This is a genomic window from Nibrella viscosa (assembly GCF_039541875.1).
Classification (GTDB): domain Bacteria; phylum Bacteroidota; class Bacteroidia; order Cytophagales; family Spirosomataceae; genus Nibrella; species Nibrella viscosa.
On the sequence record NZ_BAABHB010000017.1, the window covers coordinates 74,723 to 95,359 of the forward strand.

18 protein-coding genes are annotated in these 20,637 nt (G+C 49.7%); 16 read left to right on the top strand and 2 right to left on the bottom strand.

Annotated features, from left to right (window positions below; genetic code table 11):
• Positions 1-63: 63 nt before the first annotated feature.
• Positions 64-474: a lipocalin family protein gene (locus ABD931_RS26430; protein WP_345271041.1), complete on the bottom strand. Its 411-nt coding sequence runs from the start codon at positions 472-474 to the stop codon at positions 64-66.
• Positions 475-783: 309 nt separating this feature from the next.
• Here ABD931_RS26430 and ABD931_RS26435 point away from each other — a divergent pair, with 309 nt between their 5' ends.
• Positions 784-1,509, top strand: coding sequence for a hypothetical protein (locus ABD931_RS26435; protein WP_345271042.1), 726 nt, complete (start codon positions 784-786; stop codon positions 1,507-1,509).
• A gap of 533 nt (positions 1,510-2,042) precedes the next feature.
• Positions 2,043-2,696: a hypothetical protein gene (locus tag ABD931_RS26440; RefSeq protein WP_345271043.1), complete on the top strand. Its 654-nt coding sequence runs from the start codon at positions 2,043-2,045 to the stop codon at positions 2,694-2,696.
• 32 nt (positions 2,697-2,728) lie between these two features.
• Here ABD931_RS26440 and ABD931_RS26445 read toward each other — a convergent pair whose 3' ends face one another.
• Positions 2,729-3,682 carry a replication initiation protein gene (locus ABD931_RS26445; protein ID WP_345271044.1) on the bottom strand — a complete coding sequence of 318 codons (954 nt, stop codon included), beginning with the start codon at positions 3,680-3,682 and terminating at the stop codon, positions 2,729-2,731.
• 952 nt (positions 3,683-4,634) lie between these two features.
• Here ABD931_RS26445 and ABD931_RS26450 point away from each other — a divergent pair.
• The 14 genes from ABD931_RS26450 (at position 4,635) to ABD931_RS26515 (ending at position 20,621) form a co-directional block, all read left to right on the top strand.
• Positions 4,635-5,357, top strand: a complete 723-nt coding sequence (locus ABD931_RS26450) for a hypothetical protein (protein WP_345271045.1) — start codon at positions 4,635-4,637, stop codon at positions 5,355-5,357.
• A gap of 75 nt (positions 5,358-5,432) precedes the next feature.
• The gene (locus ABD931_RS26455) at positions 5,433-5,846 is read left to right on the top strand and encodes an Xre family toxin-antitoxin system antitoxin (RefSeq protein ID WP_345271046.1); all 414 of its coding nucleotides are present in this window, start codon (positions 5,433-5,435) and stop codon (positions 5,844-5,846) included.
• Positions 5,846-6,343: an RES family NAD+ phosphorylase gene (locus tag ABD931_RS26460; RefSeq protein ID WP_345271047.1), complete on the top strand. Its 498-nt coding sequence runs from the start codon at positions 5,846-5,848 to the stop codon at positions 6,341-6,343. The genes ABD931_RS26455 and ABD931_RS26460 overlap by 1 nt, the downstream gene beginning before the upstream one ends.
• Positions 6,344-6,693: 350 nt before the next feature.
• Positions 6,694-7,200 (top strand): WG repeat-containing protein, encoded by a 507-nt coding sequence (locus tag ABD931_RS26465; protein WP_345271048.1) that lies wholly within the window; start codon positions 6,694-6,696, stop codon positions 7,198-7,200.
• Between the two features lie 77 nt (positions 7,201-7,277).
• Complete coding sequence (locus ABD931_RS26470) at positions 7,278-7,916, top strand: RNA polymerase sigma factor (protein WP_345271049.1); 639 nt, start codon at positions 7,278-7,280, stop codon at positions 7,914-7,916.
• Between the two features lie 95 nt (positions 7,917-8,011).
• Positions 8,012-8,920: a hypothetical protein gene (locus ABD931_RS26475; RefSeq protein ID WP_345271050.1), complete on the top strand. Its 909-nt coding sequence runs from the start codon at positions 8,012-8,014 to the stop codon at positions 8,918-8,920.
• Positions 8,921-9,010: 90 nt separating this feature from the next.
• Positions 9,011-10,483 carry a M23 family metallopeptidase gene (locus ABD931_RS26480; protein ID WP_345271051.1) on the top strand — a complete coding sequence of 491 codons (1,473 nt, stop codon included), beginning with the start codon at positions 9,011-9,013 and terminating at the stop codon, positions 10,481-10,483.
• Positions 10,484-10,579: 96 nt separating this feature from the next.
• Positions 10,580-12,199, top strand: coding sequence for an SUMF1/EgtB/PvdO family nonheme iron enzyme (locus ABD931_RS26485; protein WP_345271052.1), 1,620 nt, complete (start codon positions 10,580-10,582; stop codon positions 12,197-12,199).
• A 140-nt stretch (positions 12,200-12,339) separates the two neighbouring features.
• A complete protein-coding gene (locus ABD931_RS26490; protein WP_345271053.1) occupies positions 12,340-12,690 on the top strand; it encodes a hypothetical protein in 351 nt (116 codons plus the stop codon).
• Positions 12,691-13,041: 351 nt separating this feature from the next.
• Positions 13,042-14,703, top strand: coding sequence for an SUMF1/EgtB/PvdO family nonheme iron enzyme (locus ABD931_RS26495; RefSeq protein WP_345271054.1), 1,662 nt, complete (start codon positions 13,042-13,044; stop codon positions 14,701-14,703).
• A gap of 78 nt (positions 14,704-14,781) precedes the next feature.
• Positions 14,782-15,675: a WG repeat-containing protein gene (locus tag ABD931_RS26500; protein ID WP_345271055.1), complete on the top strand. Its 894-nt coding sequence runs from the start codon at positions 14,782-14,784 to the stop codon at positions 15,673-15,675.
• Between the two features lie 59 nt (positions 15,676-15,734).
• Entirely contained in the window at positions 15,735-17,372 is a 1,638-nt protein-coding gene (locus tag ABD931_RS26505; protein ID WP_345271056.1) for a C1 family peptidase, read from the top strand.
• 22 nt (positions 17,373-17,394) lie between these two features.
• A complete protein-coding gene (locus tag ABD931_RS26510; protein ID WP_345271057.1) occupies positions 17,395-18,831 on the top strand; it encodes a tetratricopeptide repeat protein in 1,437 nt (478 codons plus the stop codon).
• A 44-nt stretch (positions 18,832-18,875) separates the two neighbouring features.
• Complete coding sequence (locus ABD931_RS26515) at positions 18,876-20,621, top strand: WD40 repeat domain-containing protein (RefSeq protein WP_345271058.1); 1,746 nt, start codon at positions 18,876-18,878, stop codon at positions 20,619-20,621.
• Positions 20,622-20,637: the final 16 nt, after the last annotated feature.

The following is a 20,637-nucleotide window of genomic DNA, read 5'->3' on the forward strand; positions in this document are numbered from 1 at the left end:
CTAAGTTCGGAAGGTTTTTCTTTGGTTGTGACTCCCCCGAAAATTCGGGATGACTCATGTTTTTCATCGAATCCGGGTCAGCTTTATGGTAAATACATGCGGTTTGTTATCAAAGTCACCGGCATCAATTCGGTTCTTCCAGGTCATCGTATTACCGTCGACGCTCACATCAGTGTAGGTCAACGTACCGAAGTATTTACCTGGTTGATCGTTATCAATGGTTAGTACCAGTTCGTTACGCTTAACGGTCCAGGTACCCGCTTTCCAGGAAAACACTTTGTCGGCCGACGAACAGGAGGTTGGGGATAGTCGGGTCGCGCGTTTATCGGCAGAAAAGGTAAGTTGCGTTTCCGCAATGCAGGTTGGGCTAACCACCTGCTGGTAAATGGATAAAACGTCAGTAACATCACCCAGGGAGGTGGTGACCGCCGGCGAGGCTGTAATGGAGGTTATTTGCCAGCTACCGGTTACCAAACTGGGCTCCAGATCTGGTTCTTTTCGGCATCCCCATAGAACACTTATTATTAACGCAACTTGCCAAATCCATCGGTTTCGCACCTGGTACAGCAAGTTTGATTTTCGCAATCTAAATAGTTTATTCATGTGGTAAAGTAACTAGTGGCTCCGGTAAACCGGAATATGGGATTCTTTGCAAAATCTGGCAACGTGTTGGTAAAGAATATAGCAAAGGTGCCCCCTTTATCTGGATGGACAGGGAAGGTTATCCCCTGAAGGATACCAGTCTTTTTGTAGTTTTACGGGCTGGGACTTATCTTTTTAGCCATGCCCTCATTTTCCGAAATGCCGTCTGGTCTGTCCATTGTTCAAACAGGTACGTACCTGTTCCCTGCAGAATTCGAGAAAAAAGGGAACATGGACCAATACACCCGCTACGGCGACTACTATATTATACAGCGACAAACTGAGTCTGCTTCGAGGAATGATACGAACGGTAAAGGAGTAGAACGTTATGCTGAATTTATCCAGGTGAAATCTGGTCAACGGGCGCATTTAGTACCGGTTCGATCCTGGCAGGACCAGTGGCTGGTGTATGCTATTGCCAGAGTCCACCGACTACCGAAGCAGGAATTACCACCCGAATTGAGTCGTATTCAGGTTAATCAACGGTTTACAGTAGAGGAAATCCGGCGCATTGGTGATGTTATGATCTACCGCCGGATGTTAGGGGAGGAGCCCTGGGATTACTGTGTACAATACCGCAACATCGTCCAGCACGGTCTTACCCCTCAAGCCGCGATTGCAAATTGGCGGGCCGATGAACTTAAGCGGAAGCAGAGCGATGAGGTAACCATCAACCAGCAGTTTGCAAGGCAGCGAGGTATCTCAGTGGAAGAGTATGCCCATTTCTGCGCTGACAATAATCTGAATCTTGAAGACTCGTATACCCGTAAGGAGCTACGGGCGTATGTAGTTAAGAACAGAAAAATGAACTGCATGCAGTATCAATCGACTCTTCGCCAGTTAGGTATTCCGCTAAATTGTAAGTGAAGTAAAACTGACTGCAAGCTGACAATTTTAGCAGAGGTGTTAAAAAACGGGGGTACCTTTGCTATATTTTGACCATTTCAGCCACAGGTTGAACACAGTAGACTGGTTCTTATAGTATACTTGACAGACTATTTCTGATGCTCCATGTTTGGTTGGAACATCAGGATTTGTATCTGTGAGAAAGCCATGAGACTGTTATCCCTTCTGTTTCCGTTCCTGTCTTTTATACTAAGGGCTCGTCCTTTTGCTGCGTTAGTTGGCCTCTTCCTGCAACTCACAATCATTGGCTGGCCATTTGCCGCCATGTGGACCCTTGCCGATTTAGTCTCCTACCAAAACAAGAGCAATTTCCGACGGACTATGAAATACCTTCGGCAAATAGAGAAAGAAGGTAAGGTTAAAATTAGTGTGGGCTATCCATTATCCAATTGAATTAAAGTTTAGTTTATAAAGTAAAATTTACTTTATAAACTAAACTTTAATATTTACTCAAGTTTAATTATTCTTGGTTAGGAAATAAACAGATTCTGGATATGGCTATTATCAGTATTGACACAACCAAAGAACTGACTCGTAAAGAGTACATAGATTTTGTACAGAAAACTAAGGGAGAGTCCATAAGTGAGAGTCGTATCTCACAACTGGTATCGGCCAATAAGCTCAAAGTTCGCGAGTACCCGGAACTCAACAATCTCCAATTGATTGTTTTGGACGACGATGAACAAGCCCTGGCACAGGGACGCTTCACGACCACGCAGGCCATTCACACCTATTCGTATAAGGAACTAGGCTTGATGTTTGGAAAGCTGATACAGGATTTAAATAATGAAGTTGGTAATGCGAAAACCCTGCAAACCGAGAAACAGGAACAGATAGACCGTTTGGCTGCTCAACTACTGGAGGTGGAAGCGAGTCGGGATGAGGCTCACCAGCAAATTCATCAACTTACCGAAACGGTGAACCAGGCAGCAAATGAGAAACAGCAGTGGTTAGTAAAGGAAAAAGATCTGAACGCTCAGTTGGAGCAAAGCCGGAGGGAAAACGTTCAATTGAAAGAGCGGCTGACGGCACTTCAGCAAAAGCTGGATGCGGAGAGCGGATTCCGGTCAGAATTTGATGATTTTAAGAAGATGGTAATGGCACTTCTTCAGGAAAGTAAGCCAGCTAAAAAAAGAACCAAGGCCTAATCTCCCATTCTTTAACTGCATTACAACAGAGCTTACTTAACCTTCTTACCTTTTTTGGTGTAGCCAAATACACTGGAAGCGATGTAGGCGGTTGGGTCTTTTATATCCCCTACACCCTGAGCCACGTAACTTTCGGCCCGGATGAATCGGTTCAGCTTTTCCTCATCATCCAGGATCTGTTGTTGCTGACTAGGGGTAAAGTTGTAATTGGGCAGAACCTGAATCACAAACGCCCTGCGCCGTTCCAGTGTCTGATTTAGAGCGGTATTCACCTCATCCAGGAAGGATCGGTATTCGTCTTCCCGCTCGTGTTTTTTCCGGATCGAGAAGGTGAGCCAACGAACAGCTTTGCCTTCCTTGCCTTCTTCAAATCCTACGGTTATATCCGTGCGGGTGTTAATTTCATTCAGCGACACATCCAGCACCCGTTGTTTAAAATTTGAATACCGGGGATACTTCTCCGCCTGTAGCAGTTGACGCAATTCGTCTACCTCAATCCGCCAGAAACCGGTATCCAGAAATCGGCATAGGCGTGGGTAAAGCAATTGAGCGTACTCACTGGTCAGCGAGATAGCTGCTTTTAATTGATACTGGCTATACCCTCGGCTCAGGTTGATAAAATAAGGCACCACGTTGGCCAGCATGACGATGTGGATGTAGCCCCGCTGGTATTTGACAAAAGGAAACGGAACAATGTAACTGAAGCTGTCATTCTCTGCCTCCTCAAACACGATCCGCCTGGAGGTGATCCGTTCGGCCGCTTTCTTAAGATCTGAGATACTTGGGTTTGTATCCGTCGCAAAGAGTTCGGAAATGTGAATGCGGAACTCTTTATTGGCCTCAAACTTGGCAATCTCTTTGCTCGTGGTCTGATCGTTTTTAAGCGCTTTCAGCACAGCCCAATAGATGCGTCGCTCCATCAGGGTAAATTCATGACGGGCCAAGAGCAGGGTTAGCGGTTCCTTAATTTGCGGCAGTAATTCCATGCAGGGATTAGTCTGAATACCTCGACAAGGTACAAAAGTGCTCCACAAAATGCAACGTATAAAATAGCTACGTTGCTTACTATCGTAATCGACCGGTTCGTTGTAGAAAAAACGTTGCTTTAAGCCAAGTGAATTGCTAAACAGCGGTTAAAACTCGGTAGTCACTCCCAATGTAACTTGCAGTTCATAGGTTTTCAGATGCCAGAGTAAATTCTCACTATAAATTTTTAGGGTTTACGTTGCCTTTGCCTGCGAACTGCTGGAAAATAGGGCATACGTTGCTTTAACACAAGCCAGTGTTCTGAATTGTAGGTCAAACGTTGCCTTTACTGCAAGTACATTATTGGGTTGAAGTAGGGTTTACGTTGCCGTTATAAGTGATGACGCGTTTTAAAAAGTAGGGTTTACGTTGCTTTTGTCAATGCTGAACGGCTGGATTAAGTAGAGTTTACGTTGCCTTTAGACATAAAAAACGGCAAATCACATTTAGGACTTATGTTGCTTTAGGTCAGTGCAGTAGTAGAGGCTACGTTGCCTTTAGTAAAATCAGGCTGTGGATAAGAATAGGGGATACGTTGCACTTAGTAGGGCCTACGTTGCCTTGAGTAGGGTTTACGTTGCTTTTACTGGCTTAAAAATAGAAAAGCCGTTGCCGGTAAATAGGGGATCTGTTGCGCCAAATAGGTTAAACGTTGCTCATTGTAGGTTTTACGTTGCTTTTACAGCTCCAAACTATTTGTAACTTACTAAAAATTAGGTACTTATATCCAATTTCAGAATTGTACAATCTACAATTTTCAATTCAGAGAACTAAAAATTTTACCATTGATTTGATCTGTCTACTAGTGTTTGAGAACCGGAATAAAATTTTCAAAAAAGGATTTTGAAGATGTTGAAGGGGAAATTTACCTTTAAGGGAAATAAGTGTTCACCTAAAATTATATACTATGCCATGGCCAGAACTGCCAAACGCACCGATCAGGCTCCATTGCCAGCACTCCGGCAGGTGGTTTTAAGCTGCCAGATTAAACTGGAGCCCTTTACTCATCAGGTTAGTGCACTGCCGACTGACCCAGAACTCGAAATTTATTTCGTGCCTGTCCAGCATATGGACCTGTTCAAACCCTACCACCGGCCCGGCCAGCCATACAAAAATTTAAAATTAGTCAACTATGACCGGCCAGCAATTTCCCTAACCTTCTTTGTTAAGCATAAGTACAGCATTGACCGACAAGTGAGCCAGGAAAATGCCTTACAGTATCTAAAAGAATACCGTGAAGAGCTCTTCAACCGGTCGTTTCTTCAGCCGCTGAGCCGTAGCCAGCAACAGGAGTTGCAGCAAATAGATGAGCTTTTCCGCGCTGTTCTGCGCAAGCCGGATCAATACCAGTTCTGCTTATCCAATTATCACCATTATTACCGGTACTGGTACTGTTCCTACCGCTATTTTGAAGATGATGAACAAACGAAAACGGCTACTGCCAATGAGCACCTGCTGAAGCATACACAACGAGTAGATGACCGCGTTAACGAACGAATGAATATCGTCTTTGTGGATACTAAACTCATTAGCCGACCCGTTCCCTACGATAATAAATTAATTGACCGGGAGTTAGAGACCTATTCCCAACGTATTGAAATAGGTAAGACAGCGCTGTATATTAAGAAGCAGTAGCAATACGGGCACAAACTGTTGCATAAGCGTGTTATATTGCAATCAAATGAGCCTGTTTTAACCTGTGCTTTACCTATGGCTACTCAACCGGCATCTGCTTTACAAAATGTGGGAAAGCTGAGTCCCCTTCAACTTATTGACCGCTCCCGGCAGGGACTCATCGGCACCGAAGCCGGCCGGGTTGCCGGATTATTGGACGTATCCGACAAAGATATGGCTCGCTTGCTAAACCAATCAGTGGCCACCTTTCATCGGCAGGCTAAACTACAACGCTTGGACGCAGCTACCTCCGAGCGCCTGCTGTTGCTCGCCCGCTTAGCTATATACGGCGCTACCGTTTTTCAGGATCAGGGTAAATTTACCCGCTGGTTGCGCCGGCCGCTGAGGCTACTGGCCGACCGCTCACCGCTGGATTTGCTCGACAGCACCACGGGTATTCAACTGGTGGAAGATATTCTGGGCCGTATTGAATACGGGGTGTTTAGCTAATGGCCGTTACCGAAGAACCCATCCTGCTTTACCGAATTCAAACCGATGCGCACCGCGAGACGATTCTCGACGGCATTGGTGCCCGTCTGCGCGGTGGCCGCTGGAATGTCAAAGGCCGACCGATGGTGTATACGGCCACTACTCCGGAACTTTGTTTTCTGGAGTACATGGTACACCTGAATGGTACCCCATTGGCCGAACTGCCTCCGTTGATCCTGTGTGAAATCGCTATTCCAGCCGGATCAATTACATACCTGGAGGCCCATCAATTACCGAATGGCTGGGATGATCCGTACGTTACTCCGGAAGGGCTGCCTCAGTTCGCTGAAGATCAGTTCAGTCAGCACAATACACTGGCGCTGGCGGTTCCTTCAGCCGTCGTACCGCTTTCTCCATCGCGGAACGTGATTATCGATCCGCTTCATCCACTACGGGCTGCCTGTCATGTGATTCGGATTGTACCATACCCTGTTGATCCTCGTTTGCCGACTGCCTAAACTTTAGATAGTCGATTTAGATCCAAGCGGGGGCTTGTTTTACGCCCGGTTAAATCAGCTTCTTGTATAACAATGATTTATTAGCTATGTGCATTAGAAAAATGATAAGAATTAACGCACATTTATCGTGCTGAGTTAGAAGGTCTTAAAAATAAGTCTTATATACCCCTCATTCAAAATAATGGAGAGTAAATGGAAATAATTTAAGGCTTGGTATACTGATGGAGAAAAAACAGTATTGACACGGTTTGCTCTCTTCGCTAATTTGCCTCAGATTTCTATTCACTTACTCTTTAATGCGGTGAGGCCACCCGCATAGCGTTGTTTATAATCGTTTAACTGCCTGAATAGTGAGATCAGCCTTACATCCGGTTTATAGTAACGGTCGATGGGGCTTTGCCAATAGTCAGGGCTTTTTGGTCGTTCCTTACCGTTACGATGAGGCTGGTTTCTTTGCTCCCCAGGGATATGTGGCCCCCGTTAGACTGGGTCAGCTATGGTATTTTATCACCCCAAAAGGCAAGCAGATACCAACGTTAGGGTATGATGCGATAGAAGACTACCACTGGCGAAGCTGGTTAGTATGTCGCCAGGGCAAATGGGGGCTGGTAAATGATTATGGACAGGAAATTGCCCCCTGTCAATACGAGGACATTCGTCGCATCGATGAGGAGAGTCGATTGGTATTTGGCATGGTTGAAACGCCAGTCCGCCGAAATGGTCGTTGGGGCCTGCTGGATAACAAAGGAAGAGAAATACTTGCTTGTCAGTACGACGATGTTCGCACAATTCATAATGGACATGCTGAGGTCCGGGTAGGTAACCAGTGGCATTGGGTTCGTTTATTTACTCATTAATTAGAATTGAAATTTTAAGCATCAACGTCATTTTCAGACCGTTATCGAAGGCAAACATTTACAGCACGAAACACATTGTGAACTCCATCAAACTACCCTCCGAAGAAATATGTCTTCCATTTCAGGGCAACGAACCGGCTTTTTACCAGGCGCTTCTTGCTGAGCAGCGACAGGCTTTTAATTGCCTGTACCTTCGTGTTCATAACCAGTTTATCCCCCTAGCCTGCCAGAAAGGAGGCAGTTATGATGAAGCGCTGGATGTCCTGAACGATTGCCTGGCCATTTTCCTGCACAAAATACGCACTGGTGAGTTTGTATTTCAGGCCGACACCCGAATCACCAGTTATCTGTATCGTGTATGCTATAATCAATGGCACAACTACATCGATAAACGGCAGCAGCGTAAGGAGGTGTCGCTTGATCTTAACCGACCGACGAGTGACAAGGACGATAATGACGATGACGTCTACGATGATACCATTAGCTTGCTACCTGATGAACAGTATGATGAGCAGGAACGGCTGGAATGGGTTACCCGGTTAAAAAAAGCCATTTCGCAATTACGGGAAGATTGTCAGAATATGCTTCACTGGTTTTACGTAGAAGAACTCCCACTACGCGAAATTGCCGCCCGTTTGGGCATGACCGAAGATTCGGCCGCCGTTAAACGCTTCAAATGTGCTAAATACCTGCGCGAGCGCTATTTAAAAGCCTAAGCACCTTTAACCTTTTACCGGTTTCCGGTAGCTCTACTAATAAGGTTTAACGGAAAATATCTATCAATAGGAGCACCCCCTACAGACATACGTACATGGAACTTGATGAAACCATATTTGATCGTATACACCGTTACCTGGCCGGCCGTATGGACGAGCCTGAACGGCAACAATTTGTAAAACAGATGGAACTGGATGAAGACCTGCGCACCGAAGTAGAAATTCAGCGCCAGATAAAAGCAGCATACCAGATTAGTAGAAACAAGACGCTGCTTGACGAAATACACAAAGAACTGCAGCACCAGGGGCACCTCTGGCAACCTCCAAAGCTTGAGCCGGCAAACAACCAGGGTGAAATAGCCGTCGAACCTGTCGTCCGAAAAATAAACTGGGGTTATATAGCAACGGCGGCCTGCGTAGTACTCGCACTTGGATTTGGCTGGTATTTTTATCTTCAGAATGATAATAGCCCTACCAACGAGGTTACCAAACAGGAGCCGGAGCCAAACCTACCTGATACCGATGCAGTTATCAGTCCGGGCTTAAGCTCGCCTGAACCTATTCAGCCTCCGGCTCAAACCCTCCCCTCATCCCAGCCAAGACGTAAAAACCAGGCCGACACGCGCTATGCGCAGTTATTCAAAGAAAACTTTAAACCAACTGTACGACATAACCCTGAAGAACCCGCTGATAAACCCCGGTTTGCAGCACCCCGTTCGGTGATGGAGGCAAGGCTGCGGATCCCGGAAGATACGGCCGCTATTCTGGCCGGTATTCAACTGCTCCGCCAGGGCAAAATCAGGCAAGCCATTACCCGTTTACAACCAGCAACCGACTGCGCACTGCCCGACTGGCAGGCAAATGCTCAGTGGTTTCTGGCCTTAGCTTACCTCCGCAATAACCAGCCAGCCAAAGCCCGGCCACTCTTACAACGTCTTACTGCCGAGCCAACCGAGCTCTATCAATCGCAAGCGCAACGCCTTCTCACAAACCTGGATCAGTAAAATCATCTGTTTCCACTGATAAGGTATATCAGGAACAGGCTATTTACCGGTGAACCCGTTCACATCAACCACGGATAAATAACCTGACACATGAACAAGCTTTTTAAATTATCGCTAAGCTATGTCCTGATCACCGCACTGGCGCTATCGTGCCGGTTTATTGAAAACGACCCGGAACCCGCCGAAAAACCCGACCAGACAAAAAACATAGGAATACAAGGCGGAACCATCAGCATCGACCAGACCGCTACAGTCCTATTTTCAAATGGTACGTTTAAATCCGAGACTACCGTAGCTGTCACCAAAACTGAAAACAATGCCGACCTCAACAGTTTATTCGACGGCCTAACCAAGCCATTATATGGGGTCGAAAAGCGGGCTGATTACTATATCAAAGTGGCATCCGATAGCAAACGGCCCCAGCGAACTGTTACGGTTCGGCTTAATGTGCCTCAATCATTATCCAACGCCACGAAGCCGGGTCTGGCGCTGGAGGTATTTGCCCTACTGAATCAATCGGTTTCCGCCGAAGCGATGCTGAATTTCGATGTGGTGCCCTCCCGCTATAATGCAGTGAGCAAGACACTGGAAGTTGATTTACCCAATTATTACTTCGACTACCAGAATAACGGGAAGCGATACGAAGCGGTACTAACTATTGGTCTGGTACCGGGCCAGAACAAAGGGGCACGGGTTGCCGGCGAAGAGTGCAATGGGGTGTTCATTAGCTGCCCTCTGCAAACCTGCGTGCAAACTGATCCATTTAACCCGCAACGCACACACCCTACCCTGAAAGACGATGAGGGAAATCCAATCATTCGTCCGCACCTGGGTGCCGACTTCCGGGCCAGTAACATTCCGGTTTTTGCGGCTGCCGATGGTGAAATCAAAATTGCCACGACTCAGCGCGATAACAAGGGTAACGTAACTGGCTGGGGGAATTATATCGTGATTGAACATACCAATGCCAGTGGACAGCGGTTTGCTACGCTGTATGCCCACCTCAGTGAGCTCCGGAAAACGTCGGGTAAGGTAAAGGAGAACGACCTGATTGCCGTGTCCGGGAGTTCGGGTACCGGCAACGCTCCGCACCTTCACTTCGAGTATATCGTCAACGGCAATATTGCAGACCGCAATGCCCGCATTGACCCTACACCGCTTATCAACGAAACTAGTGTGCGGCTGATCTCGGCTACGGCGAAGCAAACCGGTGTCAACAACTGTTCGGGCGGCAGCTCCTGGGTGGTCAGTTTCGACTACCGTGACCCTAAATTTAATCTGGATTCAAAAGCGACTCTGACGTTTCAGGATGTAGAGCCGGTACTAAACGCCCCCTATACGGTCAACGCCGGTACGCTCAAATCGGCTAGTGGTTTGGTTAGTTCGCCTACCTTCTGCGCCCGCTTTGGTCAGTATTCATATTTTAAAGTAAAGGTGTATATGACCCAGAGTAACGGCGTTCGCAGCAACTGCATCTACTTTATTCTCCGCAAAGAAGGTAATGCCGCCAGGGTTTCGGCTGATGACGCGCCGGCAACCGGAGCTGTCGGTTCTAATATCTGAACAGTTTTTTCAGGACCGGACGGAGTGAATCACAATTTTCAATAATTTGGTTCACTCCGTCAAGCTGTTGATTATCACATGTCGATGTTGCATCGTATGACAAAGTACTTAGTCTGGTTGGGACTGCTGGTAGCCACTACCGGAATGGCCCAAAAAAGTATAAAAATCGTCGGGGGCACCGCTCCAGCAGGCACCGAACGGCGGGCTGCCATCATTATTGCCAATCAGGATTACCAGCAGGATATGATGGACCTGAAAAAAGTCTACAACGATGCCGATGATATGAAAGAAGCCCTTGATAAGTTGGGCTTTGAGATTTTCGAACTGCGTCGGGATTTGGACCGACGCTCGCTGGATCGCCTGTTAGCGGGTCTTCCTCAGCGGCTGAAAGGCTACCAGGTAGCTTTGTTCTACTATTCCGGACACGGAGCCGAATACCAAGGTGACAATTACCTGCTGCCCACCGACATGCCTCCTTTGGAATACCGCAGTGACGTAGCTACTTACGGCTTGTCGCTGAAACGGGTTTATCAGGCTTTTGCCGATGGCGGTATACGTACCAGCATTGTTATTTCCGATGCTTGCCGCAATTTGCCGTTAGGGAGGAGTACTGGTCTGCCTACGGGTTTAACGTTACCTGCCAACAACCCTGCCGGGACATTCACCATGTTTGCCACCCGCTCGGGCAACCTCTCATTAGAAAATGTTAAAGGTCGCAACGGGTACTTTACGCAGGAGTTGCTAAAAAACATTGTGCAGCCCAATTGGACATTGGATAAGATCTTCTACGAAACCCGCAAGGGCGTCAAAGCGGCCACTGGTAACCAACAGGACCCCAGCATGGCCAACGAACTCGACGACCAGTTTGTGTTTGTGCTGAAGCCTGAGGATCGTCCTTTGTCTACTCCCGTGCTCAATCCGACAACCTCACAAGTAGCCGAGTCCACCCCCAGCCGCCCGACTACCACCACTAATTGGTCCAGTAAGTACCTCGATCTACCCTTTGCGGATTTGGAGTACGTGCCGGGGGGCACCTTTCAGATGGGCGATACGCGGGGGGAAGGCGATAGCAATGAGCGTCCTGTGCATACGGTCACGGTGAGTTCGTTTCTAATGGGCAAGTACGAGGTCACCCAGCGGCAATGGGAGGCTGTGATGGGCAGCAACCCATCTGAGCATAAAGAATGTCCTGACTGCCCGGTGGAGAACGTATCCTGGGAAGATGTAAAGGTGTTTTTGCAAAAGCTCAACGCTCGTGCCTCTGGTAGTTTGCACTACCGGCTGCCAACAGAAGCCGAGTGGGAGTATGCGGCCGGGGGCGGTGCCATTGCCAAGCGCAGCCGGTTTGGCAATGGTGAGGATATACTTAATCCGGCGGGGGCCAATTTTTATGGCATTACTGCGGACAAGAAAGCTTATTCCGTAGCGGGTGAGTACCGGGGAAAGACCGTGCGGGTGGGCAGCTTTTCGCCTAACGGGTTGGGTTTGCATGATCTGAGTGGCAACGTGTGGGAGTGGTGCGCCGATTGGTACGGCCCTTACACCCAGGAAGCGCAAACAGATCCTAGTGGGCCTAGCAGCGGTTGGACGCGTGTTTTGCGCGGGGGTAGCTGGTACTTCAATTCGGCGTACTGCCGGGTTGCGCATCGTAATCCCGACATACCCAGCCTTCGGAACAACTATGTCGGCTTCCGCCTTGTTGCCCAGTCGCGGTAGGAATGCATCCGATCCTATTTTTATAAGCAGTTAACCCGTTTTTACTAAGCAATGGCTTTAGCTGAAAAAAATACAATCGATCTGATAATCTTTTCACCCTATCCACTATAAACCGGCAGAACTGAAACAAACACAATATCATGAAAACGCTCTTCTGCCTGTTTGCCTTTGCTTTGCTTGTAGCCGCTCGTCCGGCTGTACCAACTCACCCTTCAGTGGCCTCTGGTCGGGGTTACTACTATGCCGTCGTGTTTAACAACAAGCCAGCGCAGGCCCAGTTTTCCACCGCCTTCTTTGCCGATTGTCAGGAGAACACGCTCTATCAGAGGATTGCCAACTACGCCCAGAACAACGGTTACGGGCAGTACCGGCTGGTAGGACCCTTTGCGCAGACCGAAGTGGAAGCGGCCCGTCAGTACGCCAAACAGCAGTGGTATAACAGCGGCTACGCTGTGGCGGGCGATAACAACTATGTCGGCGACTGCTACTGAGACCGCTATGCAAAGTGGTGAAGGTACATCTATCAGTAATGCCTAAGTAATTTTACCGTTCAGAAAATCAGCCGGCCATTGGCCGGCTGAACTATTGCATCAGAAAGTAACTCTGCGTAAACTTGTTGAATTGGCATATCATATAGAAAATACATAGGCACTACTCACTATACCAATAATAACACTCCGATTATTGACCGTAAGTAATTCCTTAAACTAATTACCAATAAGCCTCTTGTGGCCGAGTGTGTCGGTGATGATTGGACCTTTGGCCGGCCGCCATATCCGTGATCTGGTACATTCAGAAAACTTGGATGCATTGCCGTAACGTACCCACACAATACTGAAACAATGAAGACAAACTACTTGTACTGGCTGATAGTGCTGCTGTCCACCTCCGCTCTAGCCCAGTCTAAAAGCATCAAGATTGTGGGAGGCACCGCGCCGGCGGGCACCGAACGGCGGTTGGCCTTAGTGGTGGGCAACAAAGACTACCGCTTTGTGCGACCCCTAAAGAATCCCCTCAACGATGCCACCGACATGACTAAAGCCCTGCAAACTCTCGGCTTTGCCGTCACTACGGTTACCAATGCCGATTACCGCGCCCTGGTGACTGCCCTTGAGAAATTCCGGAACCAGCTTACCGACGAAACCATCGCGTTGGTGTACTACTCGGGCCATGGCGTCAGCTACAAAGGTAAGGCGTATCTGATGCCCATTGATGCCGAGCTAACGTGCTTGGAACAGGTGGAAGCTAACGGTGTGTCGCTCGACCGGCTGCTGTTCGATATTAGTTCCCGTAATGTGCGCAACAGTTTTGTGTTTCTGGATGCCTGCCGCAGCCTGCCAAACCTGCGTGCCTGCAACGATGCCTCGCGTGATCCAATGGCCGGGGCGGGCCTGGTAAAGCCCACCAACAACCCGCGCGGGAGCATGGTGGTGTACGCGACGGAAGAAGGTAGTACGGCCGACGACAACATAGAGGGGCGCAACGGGCTGTTTACAGAGGCTTTGCTGCACTATCTGACCCGGCCTAACTGGAGCATTCGGGCCATTCTGGACAAGACCGATTCGGACGTGGAGACCCGCAGCAACGGCAAACAGTCGCCGGGGCGTTATGACAAGTTACGGGGCGAGTTTGTGTTTGTGCGGAAAGACAGTGGCTCTACGCCAAATACTGATTTACCTTTTGGACCACAAATGCTATACATAAAAGGTGGAATGTTCCAAATGGGCAGTCAGACAGGCGCTTCTGACGAGAAGCCGGTGCATTCAGTTACGGTTAGCGACTTCTGGATGGGCAAATATGAGGTGACTGTGGCAGAGTTTGCTGCATTCATCCGGGCAACACACTATCAGACTGATGCTGAAAGAGAAGGCTGGAGCCACGTTTGGCCTTTTACAGACTCAACGCTGACCAAGAAAAATGGGGTAAACTGGCTTTGTGATCCGGAGGGCAAAGAGCGGAATCGCAGTGAATATGCGCATCCCGTACTTCACGTTAGCTACAACGATGCCATAGCATATTGTAAGTGGTTAAGTGATGTTACTGGGAAGGTATACCGCTTGCCTACCGAAGCGGAGTGGGAGTTTGCGGCAGGGGGCGGAGCTAACCATAACAGGTATAGCTGGGGCAATGATTTGCCAATTGATGGGCAGGGTGAAAATGTATTTGACAAAACGGCAGATGAGCACTTCCGTATGCCTTTCGTATATTTTAGCTCAAGGGATGGATATGTTTTCACAGCGCCAGTGGGTCAATTTAAGCCCAACACTTTGGGTTTGCATGACATGGGCGGAAACGTATCGGAGTGGTGCCAAGACAGATATCAAGCAGACTACTACACCCACAGCTCAGCTTTGAACCCCACAGGTTCAACCAGTGGCAAGACGCGGGTTGTCCGTGGAGGTAACTGGCTCTCGCCAGCGTGCGAGGTCACGTTTCGGGGTGATGACACCCCCAGCGGCCGGGGCGGCCACTGCGGCTTCCGCGTTGTCGCCCAGATTCAGTAACTGATCGCCCCCAACATACTGATAAGGAATGCCCAATGCCGATTATAAACACCATAAAACTCATCATTCAAACCTGAAATGACAACTGACAACACCACTAACGATGAAATCGATGGGCAGGTACAGCCAATTAATAAATTCTTAGTGGCCGTCCGGATTAGGGATCAGTGGGGCTTTGCCCTGAACAACGAAAACTACGATCCCGTTTGGCCACCCATGTACGACTCGTTCGTGGTCTTTTTCCACGGCCTCATTGCTGTGCAGTTCGATGGCCAGTGGGGCTTTCTGAATGAGCAGGGCCGGGAGGTAGTAGAGCCCCGGTATGAGGCTATCGAATTTGAGTCGGCTGATCCGCTGATTCGGGTGGTTCGGGAGGGTAAAGTAGGATTCATCAATCGGCGGGCCGATGAAGTGATTACCTGCCAGTATGCCGCCTGCACTGAGTTTAACGAATCGGGGTTTGCCGCCTACCAGGACGAATCTGAACTATGGGGGCTGCTGCGGCTGAACGGGCAACCAATTTGCCCGGCTCAGTATGACCACATCAACGCTAATTCGGCCTACGATGGTCTCAATATGTTTCTGGTGGGGCGGAGCAACCTGTATGGCCTGCTGAATGAGCAGGGTGCGGAGGTCATTCCCTGTATGTATGACGATTGCACCGGGTTCAGAAACAACGCAATTTTAGTGCAGCGCGACGACCACTGGGCCATCGTTACGCTCAACCACCAGTTCATCACTGATTTTGACTTTACCAACTGGAACGATACGCAGGTTAAAACCGGCTGGCTTCTGGAGAAAGCGGGCAAGTGGGGTTTCGTGAACGAAAAGGGCGAAGAAATAATCCCGATTCAGTATGAGGCCATTCACGAACTGGCCGAAGGGGTGTTCGCCGTGCTCGATACCAATGGCCTGGTAAGTGGCTTCGATGCTGGGGGCAACTTGCGAACGCTGCTTCCTGAACTGTCCTGATTCTAACCCGGCTAATTACCCTTAAGCTGCTCATGTTTCACTTTTTCACTACTTCTACCATGCAAAAATTTCATTGCTTCCTGTTTGGGGGCCTGCTGCTGCTTACCGTAGCCGCCTGGGCTGAGTCGCCCAAAGGCGTGGCGGTATCCAAAGTCTATGCCGTATTGGTTGGTGTCGATAAGATCGCTGCCTATAAAGATGTTCCGCCCGTTATGGCTGCTGAAGATCTGGCCAATGTGCGAAAGTTTCTGGAAAAGCAAACTATGGGCGTAATTTTCAATCCCGACCAGATTGTTACTTTGCTCAACGAGCAGGCCACGAACGATAACGTCCGGAAAGCCCTGCAAAAAGCGTTTAAAGAAGCGGATTCGGACGACAAAGTGGTGCTGTATTATTCGGGCCGGGGGCTGGCGAGCGGGCAACTGCTGCTCAACGACTATAGCGGCCCCATTGCCGAAGCCCGCACCGGGCAAACGCGCCACCTGGTAGCAAAGGCCGATTCCTTCATTGTGTTGCGAGCCAAACAGGTTTCACAACCGGGCGAGCTTTCGCTCGGGGAAATAAACGAGTTGCTGGCGTCTTCAAACGCCGGGCAGGTACAGGTTTGGATCGATGCCTGCTACGCCGGCGCGTGGGTAAAGCCCCAATTGCTTCCCAAGTCATCCAGAAAGAGCTTGCACATACTGGCCAGTTCGTATCCCGACGAACTTTCTTTCTCGGATATGACACCCAAGGGAGGGCGGTTTACCAACAGGTTGCTGGAGGCACTGGCCGGCTCGGCCGATTACGATCGAAACCGGGAGGTTACCGTGGGCGAGGCAATGCGTTACGTCACTGAAAAGGCGTATGGTACCGATCAGCATCCGCAACTGCACGGCTCCTACCGCACGAGCGACGTTATGTGCGAATTGCCCAAGGATTATTACGGTTCGTCTGCTTACCGGCCCTCTCGGTCTATATCCATCTGGCCAAGAGAGGGCAGGCTGAAAGGGTTGCTGCCCACCAGCTTCTCACTCAGAGCATACATGCCCACCATCGGCGATCAGGGCGAGACCGGCACGGATGTTGCCTGGGCGGTATGCTACGCGCGCACCATCATGGAAGCCCGGCGGCAGAAGCTGGCGGGGCAGCAGGAGGCTATTGATGCACTACGGTTTTCGCCTACGTACATCTATGCCCAAATTAAAGCGAGTACCGATACAAACTGCCAGAATGGGGCCAGGCCCAGTGATGCCTTGCTCCTGGTGCAGGACCGGGGGGCTGTTCTGGCAACGGACTTGCCCAATGCCGACTGCAACGTCAATGTAGCGCCTTACCACGAGCGGGCAGCCCAGTACCGCATCGGTAACTCCTGGCAATTACCTGCCGACAAGATCCCTGCCGATGAACGTATCTACCGGATGAAACAGGCTCTGGTTGAAACAAACAACGCATTGGTCATTGGCATGATGATACCCAGGTCATTCATGCAAGCGGGCGAATTTTGGAAGCCTGCTTCAGAAGAGAACCTACAGAACGCAGTGGGTGGTCACGCATTGGTAGTAGTGGGCTATGACGACAATAAAAACGGCGGCTCGTTCCTGCTGGCTAACTCCTGGGGCACCGGCTGGGGCCAGCAGGGCTATACCTGGGTACGCTATAATGATCTAACCCATTTTACCCCCTATGCATACTGTTTGACAGACCCCACGCAATAGAAAAAAATGAATTACAATTGGTATGAAACAAGTACTCACCCTGCTGGCACTGGTGTTGCTCACCAGTGCCAGCTTTGCCCAGACCACGGCCTCTGAATGGTTTAATAAAGGCTATGCCGCTACCGACTACAACGAACAGATTCGCTGCTATACAGAAGCTATTCGCTTAGACCCTACGTATGCGGCTGCCTACAACAACCGGGGCAATACCAAGTACAACTTAGGCCAGTACCAGCCGGCGATCTATGATTTTGATGAAGCTATTCGCTTAGACCCTACGTATGCCTATGCCTACAACAACCGGGGCTTGACCAAGTACAACTTAGGCCAGTACCAGCAGGCGATTAATGACTACGATGAAGCTATTCGCTTAGACCCTACGTATGCCTATGCCTACAACAACCGGGGCTGGGCCAAGCACAACTTAGGCCAGTACCAGCAGGCGATCTATGATTATGATGAAGCTATTCGCTTAGACCCTAAGAATGCCTATGCCTACAACAACCGGGGCTGGGCCAAGCACAATTTAGGCCAGTACCAGCCGGCGATCTATGATTATGATGAAGCCATTCGCTTAGACTCCAAGTTTGCCAAATCCTATCTGAACAAGGGTCAGGCGCTGGTGGCCCTCAACCGCTGCCAGGAAGCACTGGAGTTTTTCCGCCAGGGGGAGGGCTTAGATAATAGTTTAAACTACCACCTTCAAGATAAACAGAAAGCCCAGCAGTGTGCCACGTCTACAGTGGTGACACCGTCCGTTCCGCCTTCTACTTCCTCAGCGGGCAAGCGCTATGCTCTGGTGATCGGCAACTCCAGCTACCGCTATGTCTCCTCTCTGGCTCGTCAGCCCCGTAGTGATGCCGAAACCATGGCCCGCCGGTTCACTGAACTGGGTTTTACCGTTACTACCGCCTACGACCTTAAATCCAAAAGCGAGCTGGAAACAACCGTCTTCGACTTTGCCGACAAAGCGCGCCAGGCCGATATGGTTGCTGTCTATTATGCTGGACACGGCATGGAGTTCGGGGGGCACAACTACCTCATCCCCACCGAAGCTAAACTCGAACGCGACGAGCGGGCCGAGGTGGAAGCCCTCTCGCTGGACTATTTGCTGGCCCGGCTGGGGCGTAGCCAGGCCCGTTTGTCGCTGGTGATGCTGGATGCCTGCCGCAACAACCCCTTCGAGGGCCGCAACCGCGACCTGGGCGACGGCGACTACCGAGCCTTCAAAATCGTAGGGGCGGCTCCACCGCGCAATGTGATGGTGTTTTATGCTACGCAACCGGGCCGGGTGGCTACCAACGCCGGCGTATTTGCCGACGCGGTCCGGCAGCACCTGCAACGGGGCACGCGGCTGACCGAGTTTCTGATGAACGTAACCAACACGGTGGATCAGCGTACTGGCCAGAGCCAGGCTCCCTTCCAAAGCGGTACACTTTTCGGCGATTTCACTTTTTAGCAGCCTTAGAAATAACAGGTACCTACGGCTAATAAAACTTACTCATGCATACGACCGCCGGAATTGAGAAAATAGACCTATCCGCTACACCCATAGCCGGGCATCTTGACTCGATCAACGCCCTGGCGCTGAGTTCGGATGGTCAGTGGCTGGCGACGGCTGGACTGGATGGGATAAAAGTATGGGAGCTGGCCACGGGCCGGGTGCTGCGTACGCTGACGATTGGACATAGTATCCATCAGTATATCCAGATGTACCACCTTTCCTTCTCTCCGGACAATAAGCAGCTCTATTTCGCTTTTGACAACGGGTGGGAGGAGGTCAATATTAGCTCCTGGGAGGTGGCAACCGGGCAGCTCATCGATACCATCGTGTTGCCAGAAGCCCTTCAGCCGGGCTCCCCGCATGATTACGGCTGGGTGAACGGCCATTTGGCAGTCCTGTGGTGGGATGAAGAAAAACACACCATCTACAACATCAAAACCTGGCAAGTGCTGTTTTCCGTTCCTGCTTCTGAACAGACCTCCCAGTGGCCTGTATACTTGAGTCCGGACGGAGCAACACTTATTGTGCATGACCGAATGAATCAGACACTTACCTATCTGGCTTTGCAGACTGGCCAGGAAATCGCCCACTACCCATTTGAGCATGACTTTATAAACGCGTTTGCACTCAGTTCTAAGGGTAATTTACTGGCTGTAGTTGAGACTCGTTCCAATAGAGCCATTCAGGTGATTGACGTAGAAACAGGGTACATACAGGTATCTATTCCCTTAGTGGACGGCGATTATGTTAATAGGGTTTGTTTGCGGAGCGATGGGCAAATGCTGGTAGGTTGCGGCAGCCGTGGTCAACTCAAGATGTGGGACACGGCTTCGGCTCAGCTTGTATGGGAATGTACAGGTATATTGACCGATAGATTCCCAAACTGCCTAGCCATTAATGGTCAACAATTAGCAATAGGCATGGACAGTTATTCGCACACTATGGTGTGGGATGCGCAGCAAGGCAGTCTACTTTTTGATATTTATTATGACGATGAACGTGATCCTTATGATAAAGTGGATGGCGTTGGCTTTGACGAAGCAGGTAATCGACTGATTTTTATTGGCCGAGGAAGGGTATACATTATCGATACCCAATCGGGCCAGGAACTGAAAAAGCAATCATTCAGACTTGCTGATGTGGGCTATAATGATAGTTTTCCCGAAAGTGCTTACTTTCCTCCAGAAAGCAATCAGGTAGTTACTACTTACGAGAACGGAACAATTGCCTGGTGGGACATTAACGTTGGACCCGTTTTATATCCATCAAAACCTCCCTACAAAGGGCTTATTTATCCCGACCCTCTGAGAACGATTGCTGCCCATTCAAAGGTGTTGGTTGGTGAGCAATGGCTGGGCGGTATTGCCTCCCTTTGTTTCAGCACGGACGGCAGCCAGCTCTACTCAGCCGGCCTCTATGACCGGCAGCTTAAACACTGGCATGTTGCCAATACGCAACTCCTCAACGCCGTTGCTCTTGCCCAAATCCCAGCCCAAGTTTACGCTATTCACCAAAGCCACTACCTGGTGGTTATGCTGGTGAGTAACACCGTAGAGATTCGCCACGCCGACACATTCGAGCTACTAGCCGTACACGAAAATGTGGGCTTTTACACCGATGCGCTGTTTACTCCGCTCTTAACGCCTGATGGTCGTTTTGAAATCTACCCCTACTGGCGGTGCTTTTTTGTCAGGCAGCGAGGAGAGGCCAACAATTTGGGAACCTTTGCGGCCCACAAAGATTAACTGCCAAACTCACTAC